The organism is Kribbella sp. (assembly GCF_035687465.1).
Lineage (GTDB): Bacteria > Actinomycetota > Actinomycetes > Propionibacteriales > Kribbellaceae > Kribbella.
This window is the reverse complement of the sequence record NZ_DASRXP010000511.1, coordinates 1-15,603: the sequence shown is the minus strand read 5'-3', so window position 1 is coordinate 15,603 and position 15,603 is coordinate 1. Positions and strand designations below refer to the sequence as shown.

Sequence of the window (15,603 nt, the reverse complement as noted above, 5' to 3'; positions counted from 1 at the left end):
CGACGTACAGGCAGGAGAAGGTCAGGATGTGCGGCAGCCTGTCGACCGGATCGCCGACCACCTCGACGTCGGGGATCTCGGCCGCTACCCGCTGGCGCAGTTCGTCGATCCACGCCCGATGCTGCCTGTTCAGCTCGTCGGCCTCGGTCAGCCGCGCCTGCAGGGCTGCCGCCGCGGCGAGCGCGGCCGGGATGTTCGGATGCCCGGGGGAGAGGCCGTCCTCGCGCTCATCCACAGGCCAAGCGGGCGCCAGCCGCGTCCCCTTCCGTACTGCGAGCAGCCCGACCCCGGCCGGTCCGCCCCACTTGTGCGCACTCGCGGTCAACGCGGACCACCCAGCCGGTACTACGTCGTGCCCGATCGACGCGGCTCCATCGACGAACAGCGGGACCCCGGCAGCCTTACAAGCCTCTGCGAGTTCCCCGATCGGTTGCCGCGTCCCCACTTCGTGATTGGCCGACTGCAGCGCCGCTACCGCGACACCAGGCTCCCGTACTGCGCTGGCGAAGGCGTCCACGTCTATCCGTCCGAGGGAGTCGACGCCCACCTCAGTCGCAGTACCGGCTGCTGCCGCGCCGTGGAGGACTGCGGAATGTTCGACGGCCGAGTGCACGATCCCCGCTCCAACCCGGCGTCGGGCGGCCGCCACAGCGCCCAGACCGGAGTGGATCGCGGCTGTACCGGAGGTGGTCAGATACAGCTCGTCCGGGCGTATTCCGAGGGCCTCGGCCAGTACTGCGCGGGCGTTGTCCAGGAGCAACCGGGCGGTCCGTCCTTCGTGGTGCAACCGGGCCGGATCCGACCACCCGGAATCCAATGCCGACAGCAACACTTCCCGGGCTGCCGGGTGCAACGGTTCAGCTGTCGCCGCATCGAGGTACGCATGGTCGCTCACACCGGAAACGCTAAGCCCTACCTATGCGCGGAACCGCGGATGGTGTCCAGTAGTGTTCTGTCGTCAGTCTCACCTGGGAAGGGAAAGGCGCCCCGTGGGTTCGAACGGCAAGCGACGCCTACTGGTCGCGACGGCAGTGGTGGTGGGCACCGTTGTGCTGACCGGCTGCTCGTCGGAGACCAACGCGCAGTGGAAACGACTCGGTCTGCCCGAGGGCGCCTCGGACCGGACCGAGGACGTCAGAAGCCTCTGGATCGGTGCCTGGATCGCGGCTCTGATCATCGGCGTGATGGTCTGGGGCCTGATCCTGTTCGCCGTCGTGCGGTACCGGAAGCGGAACGACAAGGCCCCGCGCCAGACGCGGTACAACCTCCCGCTGGAGGTGCTGTACACGCTGGCGCCGTTCGCCATCATCGGGGTGCTGTTCTTCTACACCATCGAGCACGGCAACCGGGTGACGGCGATGTCCGACGACCCGGCGCACACCATCAACGTGGTGGGCCAGCAGTGGCAGTGGACCTTCAACTACAAGGAGACGGTCGACGGTCAGGAGGGTGTCTGGGAGACCGGCACCCTGGACCAGCCGGCCCAGCTCTGGCTGCCGGTGAACGAGTCGGTCCACTTCGACCTGACCTCGCCGGACGTCATCCACTCCTTCTGGGTGCCGTCGTTCTACTTCAAGCTCGACGTCATCCCGGGCCGCACCAACAAGCTCGAGCTGACCCCGACCAAGACCGGCACGTTCGCGGGTAAGTGCGCGGAACTGTGCGGTCTCTACCACAGCCGGATGGTGTTCAGCGTCAAGGTGGTCACCGCCGACGAGTATCAGGCGCACCTTCGGGACCTGGCCGCCAAGGGCCAGACCGGCGCCGCGACCGGTGGCCAGGACGCGACCACCATTCCCGGCACCGGGCAGCAGGAGGGCTAGAAGTGACGGACATCGCCGAGCGCTCAGGCGCGATCAGTGCTGCGGCCGCGCTCCCGCGGCGGCGCACCAAGGGCCAGATCGCGGTCAAGTGGCTGACCACCACCGACCACAAGCTGATCGGGCACCTTTATCTGATCACGTCGTTCGCGTTCTTCCTGATCGGCGGCGTGATGGCGCTGCTGATCCGCGCCGAGCTGGCCAAGCCGGGGCTGCAGATCGTGAACGAGGAGGTCTACAACCAGCTCTTCACGATGCACGGCACGATCATGCTGCTGCTGTTCGCGACCCCGCTGTTCGTCGGCTTCGCGAACGTGATCATGCCGGTCCAGATCGGCGCACCGGACGTCGCGTTCCCGCGGCTGAACATGTTCAGCTTCTGGCTGTTCCTCTTCGGCGGCCTGATCACGATCAGTGGCTTCTTCACCCCGGGTGGCGCGGCCGACTTCGGCTGGTTCGCCTACGCCCCGCTGTCCAACGCGGTCCGCTCGCCGGGCGTCGGCGGTGACCTGTGGATCATGGGTCTGTGGATGGCCGGTCTGGGCACGATCCTGGGTGCGGTCAACTTCGTCACCACGATCATCACGATGCGTGCTCCGGGCATGACGATGTTCCGGATGCCGATCTTCTGCTGGAACATCCTGGTCACGTCGATCCTGGTGCTGATCGCGTTCCCGATCCTGGCCGGCGCGCTGCTGATGCTGGAGGCGGATCGGGCCCTGGGGGCCCACGTCTTCGATGCCGCGAACGGTGGGCCACTGCTGTGGCAACACTTGTTCTGGTTCTTCGGGCATCCCGAGGTCTACATCATCGCTCTGCCCTTCTTCGGCATCATCACCGAGATCCTGCCGGTGTTCAGCCGCAAGCCGGTCTTCGGCTACATCGGGCTGGTCGCCGCGACGCTCGGCATCGCGATCCTGTCGGTGGCGGTGTGGGCGCACCACATGTTTGTCACGGGCGCGGTGAACCTGCCGTTCTTCTCCTTCATGACGTTCCTGATCGCTGTGCCTACCGGGGTCAAGTTCTTCAACTGGATAGGCACGATGTGGGGTGGATCGATCTCGTTCGACACCCCGATGCTGTGGGCTATCGGCTTCCTGACCACCTTCCTCTTCGGCGGTCTGACCGGCGTCATCCTGGCCTCGCCCGCGCTCGACTACCAGCTGTCCGACTCGTACTTCGTGGTCGCGCACTTCCATTACGTGGTCTTCGGCACGGTGGTGTTCGCGATGTTCGCGGGCTTCTACTTCTGGTGGCCCAAGATGACCGGCCGGATGCTGGACGAGAAGCTCGGCAAGCTGCACTTCTGGCTGCTGTTCATCGGCTTCCACACGACGTTCCTGGTGCAGCACTGGCTGGGTGTCGAGGGCATGCCGCGGCGGTACGCGTCGTACGGGGCGAACGAGGGCTTCACCACGCTGAACGAGGTCTCCAGCGTCGGTGCCTTCATCCTCGGCCTCTCGATGCTGCCGTTCTTCTACAACGTCTACAAGTCGCGCAAGTCGCCGCTGGTCGGCGTCGACGACCCGTGGGGCTGGGGCCGGTCGCTGGAATGGGCGACCAGTTCACCGCCGCCGCGGCACAACTTCCTCTCGCTGCCGCGGATCCGGTCCGAGAGCCCCGCGTTCGACCTGCATCACCCGGACATCGCGATGTCGGAGTATCCGGACAGCGGTGCGCCCCGGGACAACCTGCTGGACGCGGGGGAGGACCAGGGCCGGGTCGAGAATCTCGAGCGCAACCTGACAGCCGGTACTGACGTGGACGGGGAGAGCAAGGCATGAAGGTCGAGGCCTGGGTCTTCGGGCTCCTCACGGTGTTCGTGCTGATCGTCGCGCCGATCTACTGGCTGATGTCGGAGGACCCGACCGGCACCACCGCCCTGGTGATGACGTTCTTCCTGTCCCTGCTGGTGACGTTCTACCTGAGCATCACCGCACGGCGGATGGATCCCCGGCCGGAGGACCGCAAGGAAGCGGAGATCGTCGAGGGAGCCGGTGAGCTCGGCTTCTTCCCGCCGTACTCGTGGTGGCCGCTGTGGTGCGCGCTGACACTGTCCGTGATCGTTCTCGGGATCGTGTTCGGCTGGTGGCTGTTCATCCTCGGCAGCGGGATCGGCATCGTCACCCTGTCCGGGTTCGTGTTCGAGTACTACCGCGGAGATCACGCGCACTGACGCCAACTAAATAGACCTGCCGAACGTCATCAGTACTGCGGGCCCCTCATGGCTTCGCCGTACTGGTGACGTTTCAGTGCGTGGATACAACCGTGGGGCGAGCTAGGCTGGCCCGGCGGCGGATCGTCTCTCTGGGGAGCTCAGGTGTTGAGTAGTTTGCGGAAACACGGCCTTGCCGTGGCGGGGATTTGCGCGTTGCTGATGGTCGGCACCGCGTGCAGCGACACGTCGGCAGCCGACTCAGGGACCTCCGGGTCTTCGCCGAGCAACTCCACTCCGGGCGCGTCGACGACCCCCGGTGGCACCCCGTCGCAGGACCCCGCCGCTGCCAACGTCTCGATCGTGCCGGCCAAGGGCGCTTCCGCGGTCCGGCCGGACAAGCCGGTCACCGTCGCGACCAGCGCCGGAACGCTGGAGGCTGTGACGCTGCGTGATGACGATGGCGGCAAGGTCTCCGGTGCGTTCAACACCGAGAAGTCCCAGTGGACCTCCGCGCCCCAGCTCAAGCCGGGCGCGACGTACACGGTGAGCGGCACCGCACAGGGTACCGACGGCAAGAGCGTGCCGATCAGCTCCACCTTCAAGACCCTGGCCGCCTCGACCAGCCTGAAGGCCTCCGTGGCCCCGCTGGACGGCGAGACCGTCGGAGTCGCGATGCCGATCCAGATCTTCTGGAACCACTCGGTCCTGGACCGCGCGGCCGTCGAGCGGCGGCTCTCGGTGACGACCTCGGTCCCGGTCGAGGGCACCTGGCACTGGGTGAGCAGCAAGCAGGTGAACTACCGCCCGAAGACCTACTGGCCGGCCGGTACCAAGGTGACGGTCAACATCGCCACCCAGGGCGTCAACGCCGGCGCCAACACCTGGGGCACCGCGAGCCGCCAGATCGACTTCACCATCGGCAAGTCCGTGATCAGCCGGGTCGACGTCAAGAAGCACCAGATGACGGTCGAGATCAACGGCAAACTGGCGCGGACCGTCCCGATCACCGCGGGCAAGGACGGCTTCACCACCCGCAGCGGCATCAAGGTCATCATGGAGAAGTACCGCACCAAGCGGATGGACGCGGCCACCGTCGGCATCAAGCCGGGCGACCCGGACTACTACAACATCAGCAACGTCCAGTACGCCCAGCGCGTGACGAGCTCCGGCGAGTTCATCCACGGAGCCCCGTGGTCCAGCGGCAGCCAGGGCAGCGCCAACGTGAGCCACGGCTGCGTGGGCATGAGCCTCAAGGACGCGGCCTGGTACTACTCCCAGACCCTCCGAGGCGACCCGGTCATCGTCACCGGCACCGCCCGCAAAATGGAGTCAGGCAACGGCTGGACCGACTGGAACGACTCCTGGACCACCTACAAGGCAGCCTCAGCCCTCTCCTGAGCTCAGCACCTACCTAACGGCCCAGCACCCACCTGACGGTCCAGGCTCGCCCTGACTGGCTTTCTGACGGTGCAGAGCGCTAGCGCCTGAGCAGCCTGCCATCGGTCCACCGTCGTCGAGTTCCATCCGCGGGGACGTCCGAGCCCCCTCGGCTCCCTGGATGACCATCAACGGCACCCACCTCGCCTGGCACCATCACACGGCACCGGCGACGCAAACGTACCGGCGTACCGGGAGGGAGGTGTGGGGGGAGGGCTCGTGCGCAGGCAATGAGAAAGGCCCTGGCTGGGGAGCCAGGGCCTCTCTTGGTGTGCGGTGGGCTAGTGCTTGGTGATCTGGTCCCGGGCCGCGTCGTCGAGTTCCTCGGCGTGGGCGTGGTCCTCGTGGTCGCCGTGGGCGTGGGCTTCTTCGATCTCCTCGCTGGTCGGCTTCTGCACCGAGTCCGCGAAGTAGAACCGGGACAGTGCGGCCCGGATCTTGGTCAGCCCGCGGCGCGGGGCCGCGACGCCGTTCTCGTCGGTCTCCGGACCGATCTCGAGCGGCAGGGTGCGGTCCCGGGCGGTGAGCGCGTAGGCCTCGTACTTCGAGATCGGTGTGTGCTTCTCGATGTACTCACCGTGCGGCAGTCGCACGATGATGCCGGACTCGAGCCCGTGCAGCAGCCGGTCGTTGTCGGCCCGCTGCAGCGAGATCGCGATCCGCCGGGTGATCCAGAAGGCCAGCACCGGACCGATGAACACCGCGAACCGGAGGAACCAGGTCACGTGGTTCAGCGAGATCCCGAAGTGGGTCGCGACCACGTCGTTGCCGCCACCGATCCACAGCAGTCCGTAGAAGGTGATGAACGCGGCACCGATACCGGTCCGGGTCGGCATGTTGCGCGGCCGGTCCAGCAGGTGGTGCTCCCGCTTGTCGCCGGTGATCCAGCCCTCGATGAACGGATACAGCGCCACCACGGTGACGAAGAGGGGAGGAACTATCAGCGCCGGTATGAGCAGGTTCCAACTGAGCGTGACACCCCAGAAATGGGACTCGAAGCCCGGCATTATTCGGACAGAGCCCTCCAGCCAGCCCATGTACCAGTCCGGCTGCGAGCCTGCTGTCACCTCTGCCGGGTTGTACGGCCCGTACAGCCAGACCGGGTTGATCTGCATCAGTGCGCCCATCAGCGCGGTGATGCCGAAGACGACGAAGAAGAAGCCGCCGGCCTTGGCCATATACACCGGCATCAGCGGGTAGCCGACCACGTTCTTCTCGGTCCGGCCAGGACCCGGGTACTGCGTGTGCTTGTGGTACACGACCAGGAACAAGTGGGCCGTCACCAGAGCCAGGATCAACCCGGGTATCAGCAGCACGTGAACGGTGAAGAACCGGGAGACCATGTCGTCGCCGGGGAACTCGCCACCGAAGATGAAGAAGGTCAGGTACGAGCCGATTACCGGACTGGCCTGGATCATGCCCTGGGTGATCCGCAACCCCGTTCCGGACAGCAGGTCGTCGGGCAGACCGTAGCCGATGAAGCCCTCGATGATGCCGAGGAACAACATGGTGAAACCGATCACCCAGTTCAGCTCACGGGGCTTACGGAAGGCGCCGGTGAAGAAGATGCGGAGCAGGTGCACCATCATCGCGGCGATGAACAGCACCGCCGCCCAGTGGTGGATCTGCCGCATCAGCAGACCGCCGCGGACGTCGAAGGAGATGTCCAGCGTGGAGGCGTAGGCCTCCGACATGTGCAGACCCTTGAGCAGGCTGTACGAGCCCTGGTACTCGACATCGGCCATCGACGGCCTGAACCAGAAGGTCAGGAAGATGCCGGTCAGGATCAGGATGATGAAGCTGTAGAGGGCGATCTCGCCGAGCATGAAGGACCAGTGGTCCGGAAAGACCTTGCGCAGGTTCTTCTTGCCGATCTTGCCGATGCCGAGTCGGTCGTCGACCCACTTGACCGGCGGCGGGAATTCCTTGGTAGCCACTGATGTCACCCTCGTTCCCAGAAGCTGGCGCCGACCGGCTCATCGAACCCGTTCTGCGCGATCAGGTAGCCCTCTGCGTCTACCGCCAACGGTAGCTGCGGAAGTGGCCGCGCGGCAGGGCCGAAGATCACCTTCGCGCCGTCGGCCAGGTCGAAGGTCGACTGGTGACACGGGCACAGCACGTGGTGCGTGGTCTGCTCGTACAGCGAGATCGGGCAGCCGACGTGTGTGCAGATCTTGGAGTAGCAGAGGATCCCGTCGACGCCCCAGTTCTCGCGTCCGGCCTTCGGACGGATCTGGTCCGGTGCGATCCGGACCACGATTACCGCGGCCTTGGCCTTGGCGTTCTGGTACTCGACCGGGCTCTCCTCCTGGATCGGGGCGAGGTTGGCCGGGGCGGCGTTGACCAGCTGGCCGACGACCAGGTCCGACGGCTTGATCGGCCGCAGGGTGACGTCGTTGACGACCCGGATGCCCTTCGCCCAGATGGTGTTGTAGAGGCTGCGGCCCGGCAGCGGACCGAGGTCGCGCAGGAACACGATGGCCGGCAGACCGAGCAGCCCCATCGCGCCGATCAGGGACCGGCGGATCATCTTGCGACGGGTGAACCCCGACTCCTCGACGCCCTGCTGGAAGCCCTGGATGATGTCGGCCCTCTGCTCCGGGCTGGAACCGGCGTCGTGCCGCTCCTCGGAGATCTCGTTGTCGACCATCAGTTTCTTGGCCCACTGGATCGCGCCGGCGCCGATCAGGAACAACGCCAGGCCGACGGTCAGGCCCAGGGTCATGTTGTTCGCGTTGCCGGTCAGCGGGCCGAACTCGATGGTCGCGTCACGCGGGATCGCGAAGTACGCGACGCAGGAACCCAGCGCGAGCAGGCCCGCGAGGGTGAACATCGTCGAGACCTGGCGCTCGACCCGGTCGGCCGCCAACGGGTCGATGTCGGTGATCCGGTGTTCGTGCGGCTCGATGCCCGGGTCCGGGATCGGCTCGGCCAGTTGCACCTGACCGTTGGGTTCGTCACCCGCGCTGACCGCGGGCAGGTTGTCCTTCTCGTCGCTCATTCGGCCTTCGCTCCCTTGGCCCTGACGCCCTTGGCGCCGATCCAGACCGCCACCCCGACCAGCAGGCCGATGCCCACCAGCCAGCCCCACAGGCCCTCGGAGACAGGGCCGAGCCGGCCCAGCCCGAAGCCGCCCGGGTCCTTCTGCTCCTGCAGCGCGCTCACGTACGCGATGATGGCGCGCTTGTCATCCGGCTGCAGCACCTGGTCGGAGAAGACCGGCATCTGCTGCGGGCCGGTCAGCATGGCCTCGTAGATGTGCTTCGGGTCGACACCCATCAGCGAGGGGGCGTAGCGGCCGTTCGGCAGCGCGCCACCCTTGCCGGCGAAGTTGTGGCAGGCGGTGCAGTTGGTCCGGAACAGCTCGCCACCGCGGGTGATCTGCTCGTCCGTGACCTTGCTGATGTCGTACGACTCCTCGGCCGGAACCGCCGGGCCGGGAGCCAGTGACGCGACGTACGCGGCCAGCGCCTCGATCTCGGCCTGCGAGTAGGCCTTCGGCTTCTGCGGGATCTGGGCGTTGGGCTGCATCGCGGGCATCCGCCCGGTGCCGACCTGGAAGTCGACGGCGGCCGCGCCGACACCGATCAGCGACGGTCCGGCCATCTTGCCCTCGCCGTTGCCACCGCCTTCGGCGTTCAGACCGTGGCAGCTCGCACAGCCGACCGCGAAGAGCTTCCTGCCCTCTTCGATCTGCTGGGACTGGGCCGAGTTGTCGGCCTCCGCGTTGTCAGGGGCGAACGCGGCGTACGCGGAGCCCACCGCCAGGAGGCCGAACAGAAGCACGACGAGGCCGGCTGACCGGTGCCGTCGTCGCGCGGAGAGGAAGCGCGCCGGTGACAAGGAAAGTCTCTTCTCACTCATTTGAGCAGGTAGATGGTCGCGAACAGGGCGATCCAGACCACGTCGACGAAGTGCCAGTAGTACGACACGACGATCGCCGACACGGCCTGTTCGTGGGTGAACTGACGTGCCATGTAGGTCCTGGCGAGGACGTACACGAAAGCGATGAGACCGCCGGTCACGTGCAGGCCGTGGAACCCGGTGGTCAGGTAGAAGACCGATCCGTAGGCCGTCGACGAGATCGTCACGCCCTCGTGGATCAAGGTGGCGTACTCCGTCACCTGGCCGGCGATGAAGACCGCGCCCATCAGGTACGTGAGGATGAACCACTCACGCATGCCCCAGCCGCGGATGTTCGCGACCGAGCCGGACCGGCCGACCTTGCCGTGCTCGGCGGCGAAGACGCCGGCCTGGCAGGTGAAGGACGACGCGACCAGGATGAACGTGTTCACCGCGGCGAACGGAACGTTGAGCATCTCTGTCGAGATCTGCCACAGCGACTCCGTTCCCGGGGCTGCCGCGGCCGTCGTCACCGACCGGATCGTGAAGTACGCCGCGAACAAGGCGGCGAAGAACATCAGTTCGCTCGAGAGCCAGACGATCGTGCCGACACTGACCATACTGGGACGGTCGTTGTGTCCGTGTTCACGGGACGCTGGGAGCGCGGTTGCTGTGGCCACGCGGTCATTATGTCGGTCCGGGGATCAGACAGCACGCCCACCCCCATGCATGTCGGCGACTTATCGTTTCTACTGTTGAACCGTGCTTCCCCTCCACGCCGGACCAGGCGATCAGATCGAGCCGTTCACACCACTGCGGCTGCTGACTGCGTGGACCTTCGAGCCGGTGTTACTGGCAGTGATCATCGCCCTCGGAAGCCTTTATCTGTACGGCGTGCACAAGCTCCGGGCCCGGGGGGATCACTGGTCCCGAGGCCGGACTTTCTCCTTCATCGGCCTGGGTCTCGGCAGCGCTGTGGTCGCCACCCAGTCCGCGATCGGCACCTACGACACGGTGCTGCTGAGCGTGCACATGGCCCAGCACATGATCTTGTCGATGCTCACGCCGCTCGCGATGGCGCTCGGCGCGCCGGTGACTCTTGCCCTCCGCACCCTTCCGGCCACGCCGCGCAGTTGGTTGCTCTCCGTATTGCATTCGCGCTTCGCCAAGGTGATCTGCTTCCCGCTGATCGGCTTCACGCTGTTCGTCCTGAGCCCGTGGGCGCTCTATTTCAGCGGCTGGTACGACGCGACGCTGCACTCGGCGTTGCTCCACGATTTGTTGCACCTGCACTTCATCCTGGTCGGCTCGTTGTTCTTCTGGCCGCTGCTCGGACTCGATCCGGTACCGGGACGCGTCATCTATCCCTTCCGGCTGATGCTGGTCTTCCTGACGCTGCCGTTCCACGCCTTCCTCGGCATCACGATCATGAGTTCGACCAAGTTGATCGCGGAGGACTGGTACACGAGTTTCGGCCGGTCCTGGCCGCCGTCGCCGCTGCGCGACCAGTACATCGCCGGTGGGCTGCTGTGGGGATCCGGGGACCTCGTCGGGCTGCTCTTCTTCGGCGTCCTGTTCGTCCAGTGGGTGAGGCAGTCGCAGCGTGAGGCCAGGCGGGAGGACCGCCGGCTGGACCGGTTGGAGGAACAGGCGCGCAGGGCGGCCCGGCCGCCCCGGTAGCATTCGCGGTGATGGTTGCAAGGTTGGTTTCAGGTCCACTCGTCACAGACACACAGCTTGGGATGAATCGATGAGCTCAGAGCGTCCGCTGAAGGTGCTGGTCTACAGCGACGACCGTACGACGCGGGAGTCGGTCCGGCTGGCGCTGGGCAAGCGCCCCGCGGCTGATCTGCCCGAGATCGAGTACTTCGAGTGCGCCACCGAGCCCGCCGTGATCAAGGCGATGGACAAGGGCGACGTCGACCTGGCGATCCTCGACGGTGAGGCCGTGCCCGCCGGCGGGATGGGGATCGCCCGGCAGTTGAAGGACGAGATCTTCCAGTGCCCACCGATCCTGGTGATCACGGGCCGTCCGCAGGACGCCTGGCTCGCCACCTGGTCCCGCGCGGAGGGGGCCGTATCGCACCCGATCGACCCGGTGCGGCTGGCCGAGGTGACCGCGGAGCTGCTCCGGCAGCGGGTCGCCACGCTGCCCGCGACCACCTGATCTCCCGGTCATGACCACCTGGCCGCAGGTGCTGAACCCGCTGCTCCGGCACGAGGACCTGGACGCTTCGGCGACCGCGTGGGCGATGGAACAGATCCTGTCCGGCGCGGCCTCCCCGGCGCAGCTGGCCGGGTTCGTGATCGCGCTGCGTTCCAAAGGCGAGACCGTCACCGAGGTCGAGGGGCTGGTCGCCACGATGCGCCAGTTCGCCACCAAGATCGAGGTGTCCGGCCGGACGCTCGACGTGGTCGGTACCGGCGGTGACCAGGCGCACACGGTGAACATCTCCACGATGTCGGCGATCGTTGCTGCCGGCGCCGGAGCGAAGATCCTCAAGCACGGGAACCGCGCGGCCTCGTCCGCTTGTGGGGCTGCGGATGTGCTCGAGGAGCTGGGGATTCCGCTCGATCTCACGGCCGAGCAGGTTGCTGCCGTGGGCGAGAAGGCTGGGATCACGTTCTGTTTCGCCCCTGCGTTCCACCCTGCGTTGCGGCATGCCGCCGTACCGCGTCGTGAGCTGGGGGTGCCGACCACCTTCAACTTCCTGGGGCCGTTGGCGAATCCGGGGAATCCGTCGGCGCAGGCCGTCGGGGTGGGTGACAGCCGGATCGCCGGGCTGATGGCCGGCGTACTGGCCCGGCGGGGGATCGACGCGCTGGTGTTCCATGGCGATGACGGGCTGGACGAGCTGACCACGATGACGACGTCGCAGGTGTGGTCGGTCGGGCGTGGGGTCGTCGAGGGACCGGTGACGCTGGATCCTCGGGAACTCGGGATCGAGCCGGTCCCGGCGGAGGCGCTCCGGGGTGCGGACGCGGTCTACAACGCGAAGGTGGTGCGGTCCTTGCTGGACGGCGAGGTCGGCGCGGTACGGGACGTCGTACTGCTGAACGCGGGAGCCGCCCTGGCCGCCCACGACGGCAGCATCGGACCAGTGGTCTCCAGAATCCGCTCCGGCATGGACCGAGCAGCCGAAGCCATCGACTCAGGTGCCGCCAAGAACGCCCTGGACCGCTGGATCACCACCTGCCTAGAAATCCGCAACTAGCCCGTCCTGCCGCCCGCCATTCTTGGCGGGCGGCGCTTCTGCTTTCAGGCTTTTAGTTGCTGAACTGGATTTGGGCGACTCTTGTGCGCCAGACCGGCAACCACTGTGGGGTTGAGCCGGCGATGTCGGCGATCGCGACGTCTGCTGTGCCATCGCCTCGGTCGATCACCGCGACCATGACGGTCGAGTACGTCTCCTTCAGCTTCGGCACCTTCACCTCGACCTTGACGGTGAGCTCGTGGCCGGCGTGGCCGTCCACCGTGATCGCCCGGTGCGTCGCCTTGCCGAGCAGTTTGACGTTCGGGTCGTAGAGCTTGCCGATCGCGAGACTGGCCGCCTTGATGGTGGCGTCCTTCCGGCCGGCCGGGGTGTTCACGAACGGGAACTGCTTGTTCAGCCCGCCGAACGCGACGTAGTTACCCCAGGTCGCCTTCTTGCCGTCGTACCTGTCGTGCACGGTCAGCCAGGTTGCGCCGCCGCCGTACAGGCCGCTGTTCTCGCCGTTGTCCGTCCAGGCCGACGACATCAGCGCCATCGTGTCGTTGTTGGAGGCAATGATCTGCGAACCGACCACCTTGCCCTCCGGCGGCGGGGTGACGGTCGGCTTGACGGACGGACTGACGGTCTCCAGCGGCGTCGAGTTCGGCGCCGGCACCGCGACAGGGCTGATGGCGTCCGCCTTGTTCCACATCCAGGTCACGCTCAGCACAGTCGTGAGCACCGCGACGACGATCAGCGACAAAACTCCCACCAGCCGTTGCGTGTTCCGGCTCATCCCACTCGGTTCATCCCGCCCGGGCACATGCTCACCCCGAGCAGTCCGCCCATAAGCCTGCCCAACCCGAACCGCGTCCGCCCCGTCCTCCTCGCCCGCACCCACCCCACCCTGAGCCCCAGGCCCAGCCGGCGCCTGCCCGTACTGCGCTCCAGCGGGCCCAGGCCCGTACTGCGCGGCCGCCAGTCCTGGCCCATACTGCGTCCGCCCGCTCTGCGGTCCCGCAGGTCCAGGTCCGTACTGCCCGCCCTGCGGCCGAGCCGGCGGCTGCCCGTACTGCGGCGCCTGCTGAGGCGGCCCGTACTGGTTGCCGGCCTGCTGCTGCGGTGGCTCCCCGTGCTGGCGACCGGCCTGCTCTGGCGTGGACTGCGTGTGCCACGGCGCTGCCTGCTCCTGCGACGGCAGCCCGCTCGACGGGGTCGGCCCCTGCGGTGAGGGTCCTGGCTGCTCGCCCAGTGGCGCATGTAGGGGCTGGCCGTACTGAGCGCCGCCAGACGTCTGCGGGAGCGGCCGCCCGTGCTGGGCGCCGCCAGACGAATGCGGGGGTTGCTGACCGGGCTGCCCTTGCGGTGGTCCGTACTGCGGCCCGACGGGTCTGTGCGGCGGTTGTCCGGGCCGGTCCTGCGGCGGCTGCCCGTATTGCCGTCCCGGTTGGTTCTGGGGCGGCTGCCCGTGTTGCTGTCCGGGCTGGTTCTGGGGCGGCTGGCCGCGCCACGGTTGGGCTTGTGGTGACTGGTTCGGCGGTTGGCCGGGTTGGACGGATTGGCTGTACTGCTGAGGCGGCTGCTGCCCCTGCGGGCTCGGACCCTGCGGTGGCTGCACCTGCGGTAGCGGCACCCGGGGTGGCTGCCCCTGCGGTGGCTGGGCCTGGTGTTGTCCAGGCGGTCGCTGCTGACTCTGCGGACCTTGTGGTGGTCCTTGGTTGAGCGGGGGCTGCCGGGGTGGGTCGTTCGGGTGTGGGGCGGGTTGGGTGCCCTGTGCTGGCGGCCAGTTTCCCTGCCGTTGGGTCGGGCCGGGCGGCGACTGCACCTGCCGATTGCCAGGCTCCTGCTGTGGCATCTGCCCGACCGGCGTTTGCGGACCTGGCGACTGCTCGGCTCGCTGTGGCTGGGTTGGGTGCTGTGGCGCCGGGGAGTCCGGCCGAGCTGGTTGCGGATTACTCGGGCCCTGCGGCGGAAGCGGCGTACTGGCCGCACGGGGTCGGGCGGTGGCTGGTCGCGGCAGAGGTGGGGGCGGCGGCGCGGGTGCGCGGGACTGACCAAGCAACGGATCCGCAGACAACGGATCCGCAGACAACGGATCCGCAGGCAACCGATCCGGAGACAGCGGATCTCCAGACAGCGGATGCGCAGGTTGGGCGTCTGCGGGCAGCGCGTCTGTGGGGTGGTTCTCTGTGCGGGCCGGGGGCAAGGAGTTGTCGCGGGGTGGCTGGTTGACGGGGGGCTCCTGTGGGCGGGGGGCGGCCGCCTCGGGGGTCGGCTGGCGCGGGGGTGCGCTGTGCCGGGCCGGGGGGCGCGGGGGCGGTTGCGGTGTGTCGTTCTCAGCCAACGTTGATTCCCTTGTAGACCTGGCTCTCGACCGTCCTCAGATCCGGCCGGTTGGTGGGGATGTCGCTGATGTACGCGACTGCGGTTCCGTCACCGAGGTCGAAGACCGCGACCGTCAGGGTGAGGACCCGGGCAGCGACCTTCGTCGAGCTCGCCGTGACGGACTGCTGGTAGTACCAGCCCGACTTGCCGGAACGTTTCACCGCTCCGTTGCGTAGCGGCTTGATGATGACCGGGATGTCGCCGTACATGGTGCTGCGGAGCTGGTACGCGAGATTCGACGCGGTGGCCTGGGTGTTGCCGTTGAAGCCGGCGGAGGTACCGAGGGAGCCGACGAACATGTCGGCGTACCAGTCGTTCTTGCCGTCGAACTTCTCCTGCAGCAGGACGTACTGGCCGCTGGAGTTCTCCAGTTGCGGTACCAGGCGTTTGCGGTCGGACCAGGGTGGTTTCTGCCGCGGGTAGGAAATGGCGGCAGAGGTGATCCGGGCGCCCTCGTGGAGCTTCGGGTCCTTCGACTGGCCCGGCGGGATCGTGCTCTGGCCGTCTGGTGTCGTGGGTGGGGGGCTGGTTGAGGACGTGGGGGAGCTCGAGCCGGTCGGCTGATCCGTTGGCTGGGTGCTCGGTGAGGTGCTGGGGTCTGCGGTGTCGTCGCTGCGATTGGTCACGAAGAAGGCGGCCGCGATGATGATCAGCACGAGTCCGACCACGCTGGAGACAATCACCACGACCTTGGACGGCCTCCCACCAGGCCCATCACCGCCGCCACCAAGCATCGTCCCCTGCGGCCCACCCCCGCCACCCTGCC

14 protein-coding genes are annotated in these 15,603 nt (G+C 67.2%); 7 read left to right on the top strand and 7 right to left on the bottom strand.

Going from position 1 to position 15,603, the window contains the following annotated elements; translation table 11 throughout:
* A partial coding sequence (locus VFG33_RS27310; protein ID WP_325055829.1) for a cysteine desulfurase family protein occupies positions 1 to 895 on the bottom strand: 895 nt, incomplete at its 3' end.
* A 94-nt stretch (positions 896 to 989) separates the two neighbouring features.
* On the opposite strand from VFG33_RS27310, the gene ctaC reads away from it, so the two are divergent.
* From ctaC to VFG33_RS27290, 4 genes are all read left to right on the top strand, one after another.
* Positions 990 to 1,823 (top strand): aa3-type cytochrome oxidase subunit II, encoded by an 834-nt coding sequence (ctaC, locus tag VFG33_RS27305; protein ID WP_325055828.1) that lies wholly within the window; start codon positions 990 to 992, stop codon positions 1,821 to 1,823.
* Positions 1,824 to 1,825: 2 nt separating this feature from the next.
* A complete protein-coding gene (gene ctaD / locus VFG33_RS27300) occupies positions 1,826 to 3,604 on the top strand; it encodes an aa3-type cytochrome oxidase subunit I (protein ID WP_414672988.1) in 1,779 nt (592 codons plus the stop codon).
* Positions 3,601 to 3,996, top strand: a complete 396-nt coding sequence (gene ctaF, locus VFG33_RS27295; RefSeq protein ID WP_325055827.1) for a cytochrome c oxidase subunit 4 — start codon at positions 3,601 to 3,603, stop codon at positions 3,994 to 3,996. The genes ctaD and ctaF overlap by 4 nt, the downstream gene beginning before the upstream one ends.
* A gap of 147 nt (positions 3,997 to 4,143) precedes the next feature.
* A complete protein-coding gene (locus tag VFG33_RS27290) occupies positions 4,144 to 5,376 on the top strand; it encodes a L,D-transpeptidase (RefSeq protein WP_414672987.1) in 1,233 nt (410 codons plus the stop codon).
* A 320-nt stretch (positions 5,377 to 5,696) separates the two neighbouring features.
* On the opposite strand, the gene qcrB is transcribed toward VFG33_RS27290, so the two are convergent.
* Genes qcrB through ctaE form a run of 4 tightly spaced genes read right to left on the bottom strand, consistent with a single transcriptional unit; the run spans position 5,697 to position 9,878 of the window.
* On the bottom strand, positions 5,697 to 7,361 hold the full coding sequence (qcrB, locus tag VFG33_RS27285) for a cytochrome bc1 complex cytochrome b subunit (protein WP_414672986.1): 1,665 nt from the start codon (positions 7,359 to 7,361) through the stop codon (positions 5,697 to 5,699).
* Positions 7,358 to 8,416, bottom strand: coding sequence for a cytochrome bc1 complex Rieske iron-sulfur subunit (qcrA, locus tag VFG33_RS27280; RefSeq protein ID WP_325055824.1), 1,059 nt, complete (start codon positions 8,414 to 8,416; stop codon positions 7,358 to 7,360). The genes qcrB and qcrA overlap by 4 nt, the downstream gene beginning before the upstream one ends.
* Positions 8,413 to 9,279 (bottom strand): cytochrome bc1 complex diheme cytochrome c subunit, encoded by an 867-nt coding sequence (gene qcrC, locus VFG33_RS27275; protein WP_325055823.1) that lies wholly within the window; start codon positions 9,277 to 9,279, stop codon positions 8,413 to 8,415. Before qcrC ends, qcrA begins: the two co-directional genes overlap by 4 nt.
* The gene (ctaE, locus tag VFG33_RS27270; RefSeq protein WP_325055822.1) at positions 9,276 to 9,878 is read right to left on the bottom strand and encodes an aa3-type cytochrome oxidase subunit III; all 603 of its coding nucleotides are present in this window, start codon (positions 9,876 to 9,878) and stop codon (positions 9,276 to 9,278) included. Before ctaE ends, qcrC begins: the two co-directional genes overlap by 4 nt.
* A gap of 142 nt (positions 9,879 to 10,020) precedes the next feature.
* On the opposite strand from ctaE, the gene VFG33_RS27265 reads away from it, so the two are divergent.
* The 3 genes from VFG33_RS27265 (at position 10,021) to trpD (ending at position 12,473) form a co-directional block, all read left to right on the top strand.
* Entirely contained in the window at positions 10,021 to 10,938 is a 918-nt protein-coding gene (locus VFG33_RS27265; RefSeq protein ID WP_325055821.1) for a cytochrome c oxidase assembly protein, read from the top strand.
* Between the two features lie 70 nt (positions 10,939 to 11,008).
* The gene (locus VFG33_RS27260; RefSeq protein ID WP_325055820.1) at positions 11,009 to 11,425 is read left to right on the top strand and encodes an Rv3143 family two-component system response regulator; all 417 of its coding nucleotides are present in this window, start codon (positions 11,009 to 11,011) and stop codon (positions 11,423 to 11,425) included.
* A 10-nt stretch (positions 11,426 to 11,435) separates the two neighbouring features.
* The gene (trpD, locus tag VFG33_RS27255; RefSeq protein ID WP_325055819.1) at positions 11,436 to 12,473 is read left to right on the top strand and encodes an anthranilate phosphoribosyltransferase; all 1,038 of its coding nucleotides are present in this window, start codon (positions 11,436 to 11,438) and stop codon (positions 12,471 to 12,473) included.
* 52 nt (positions 12,474 to 12,525) lie between these two features.
* Here the strand turns inward: trpD and VFG33_RS27250 are convergent, their stop codons facing one another.
* Positions 12,526 to 13,248 carry a hypothetical protein gene (locus VFG33_RS27250; RefSeq protein ID WP_325055818.1) on the bottom strand — a complete coding sequence of 241 codons (723 nt, stop codon included), beginning with the start codon at positions 13,246 to 13,248 and terminating at the stop codon, positions 12,526 to 12,528.
* A 1,540-nt stretch (positions 13,249 to 14,788) separates the two neighbouring features.
* On the bottom strand, positions 14,789 to 15,603 hold an 815-nt coding region (locus VFG33_RS27245), incomplete at its 5' end, for a hypothetical protein (protein WP_325055817.1).

Coding starts and splice junctions, on each gene's coding strand:
- ctaF (WP_325055827.1), top strand. CDS start 3,601: ATGAAGGTCGAGGCCTGGGTCTTCGGGCTCCTCACGGTGTTCGTGCTG.
- qcrA (WP_325055824.1), bottom strand. CDS start 8,416: ATGAGCGACGAGAAGGACAACCTGCCCGCGGTCAGCGCGGGTGACGAA.
- qcrC (WP_325055823.1), bottom strand. CDS start 9,279: ATGAGTGAGAAGAGACTTTCCTTGTCACCGGCGCGCTTCCTCTCCGCG.
- ctaE (WP_325055822.1), bottom strand. CDS start 9,878: ATGGTCAGTGTCGGCACGATCGTCTGGCTCTCGAGCGAACTGATGTTC.
- VFG33_RS27260 (WP_325055820.1), top strand. CDS start 11,009: ATGAGCTCAGAGCGTCCGCTGAAGGTGCTGGTCTACAGCGACGACCGT.
- trpD (WP_325055819.1), top strand. CDS start 11,436: ATGACCACCTGGCCGCAGGTGCTGAACCCGCTGCTCCGGCACGAGGAC.
- VFG33_RS27250 (WP_325055818.1), bottom strand. CDS start 13,248: ATGAGCCGGAACACGCAACGGCTGGTGGGAGTTTTGTCGCTGATCGTC.